This window comes from Dactylosporangium sp. NPDC050688 (genome assembly GCF_040654515.1).
GTDB lineage: Bacteria > Actinomycetota > Actinomycetes > Mycobacteriales > Micromonosporaceae > Dactylosporangium.
Map to the genome: position 1 here is coordinate 1 of NZ_JBFAIC010000010.1, position 1,930 is coordinate 1,930.

At 77.7% G+C, this 1,930-nt stretch carries 2 protein-coding genes; both read right to left on the reverse strand.

The features are described from left to right. Positions 1 to 196: 196 nt before the first annotated feature. On the reverse strand, positions 197 to 1,411 hold the full coding sequence (locus AB0H83_RS12090; protein WP_360091077.1) for an MFS transporter: 1,215 nt from the start codon (positions 1,409 to 1,411) through the stop codon (positions 197 to 199). Positions 1,412 to 1,467: 56 nt separating this feature from the next. After that, positions 1,468 to 1,878, reverse strand: a complete 411-nt coding sequence (locus AB0H83_RS12095) for a VOC family protein (RefSeq protein ID WP_360091080.1) — start codon at positions 1,876 to 1,878, stop codon at positions 1,468 to 1,470. Positions 1,879 to 1,930 lie beyond the last annotated feature (52 nt).

Here is a 1,930-nt window from a genome sequence, read left to right on the forward strand (position 1 = left end):
CACCGAACCCGAACCCGGTGCGTCCAAAGAGAAGTATGGTCGAGGCACGTGCCGCCTCCCCCCGGTAGGCGCTGCCCTCCATTCTCCCGGCCGCCAACCACCGAGTCCAGCGTCGTCGCGCTGAGCAATCAAGCCAGTACCGCAACGGAGAGCGGCTACGCGAACGCCCACCGCCGGACGCCGGTGGCGGTGGCCCTCACACGGTCGGCAGCGGCGCGGCCGCCGCGGATCCGATCGCCCGGCGGCTCAGCAGCGTGACCGCCGCGGCCGCCGCCGCCCCGCCCAGCGCGACCAGCACCGCCGCCCGCGCGGCCACCCCGTCGGCGGCCACCCCGTCGGCGGCGGCCCCGTCGACGGCGGCACCGGCCAGGGCGCTGCCGAGCGCGGTGCCCGCCGCCGTCGCGGTGCCCGTCCACATCCGCGCCTCGGTGCCGGTGCCGGCGGGCGCGGCGCGGTCGGTGAGCTCGTACGCGATCGCGTTCAGCGGTGCCAGCGGCGCCCCGGCCAGCACGAACAGCGCCGCCAGCCACCACGGGCCGGCGGGCAGCAGCAGCGGCGCGAGTGCCACGCACATCGCCGCCGACAGGGGTCCGAACGCCGCCGGTGGCACGTGCGGGGTGAGGCTGCCCAGCAGGCTGCCGGCCGCGAACCCGCCGAGCAGCACCCCGGCGAACCCGGCCCGCCCGCCGGCGGTGGCGAACGCGGCCGCCGCGACCTGCAGCGCGCCGATCGCGACGCCCAGCGCGGTGCGGGAGCCGACCAGCGACAGGATCGCGGGGGAGCGCAGCGGGCCGAGCACGCCCCGGGTCGCGCGGGCCGGCGGCCGCCACGCCCGCGCCGGGGGCAGGAGCGCGAACCCGGCCGTCGCCACCGCGGCGAGGCCGGCGGTGAGCGCCAGCCCGAGCGCCGGGCGGCCGGCCGCGACGACGGCCCCGGCGACCACCGGCCCCGCGATGAACCCGATCTCGAGCAGGGCGCTCTCCAGCCGGTACGACGCCCGCAGCTGCGGACCCTCGCCCAGCAGCGCGATCCAGATCCCGCGCATGCACGCCGCGACCGGCGGGCGGGCGGCACCGGCGACCCCGGCGAGGACCATGAGGACGGCGAGCGGCGCCGCCGGCCGCCACGCCACTGCCAGCAGCGCCCCGCCGTGCACGACTGCGGTGCCCAGCAGGACCGGCGTCTGCCCGAACCGGTCGACGAGCCGGCCGACCAGGGGCGCGCCGGCGCCGGTGCCGATGGCGAACACCCCTGCGACGATCCCGGCGGCGCCGAACGACCCGCGCTCCTGCTGCACGAGCAGGACCAGCGCGAGGGCGACCGCCCCCGCCGACAACCGGGTCAGCAGGTTCGCCCCGGCGAGGGCCTTCGCGTACGGCCGCCGCAGCACCGCCGCCCAGAGTCGCACCACCCGGGCAGTTCTACGCGAACCGCCCGGGGTGCGCACCCGGTTTCCGGGCGGACCGGTCAGGACTGCTGGATGCGGATCAGGTTTCCGGCGGGGTCACGCACGGCGCCGTCGCGCACCCCGTACGGCTGGTCGGCGGGCTCCTGGACGATCTCCGCGCCGTGCTCGCGCAGGCGGGCGAACATGGCGTCGAGGTCACCGGCGGCCAGGTTCACGCCGGCGTAGGTGCCCTTGGCCATCATCTCGGCGATGGTGCGGCGCTCGTCGTCGGTGATGCCGCAGCCGGGCGGGGCGACCGGCTCCAGGACCAGCGCCGTGCCGGGCCGGCCGGCGGGGCCGACCGTGATCCACCGCAGGCCGTCGTAGCCGACGTCGCTGCGGACCTCGAAGCCGAGGGCGTCACGGTAGAACGCGAGGGACGCGTCCGGGTCGGTATGCGGCAGGAACGCCGAATGAATGCAGATGTCCATGCCGGTCACGCTAGGCCGGGCCGGGCGGTGCCGGCTTCTCGAATCCTGACCG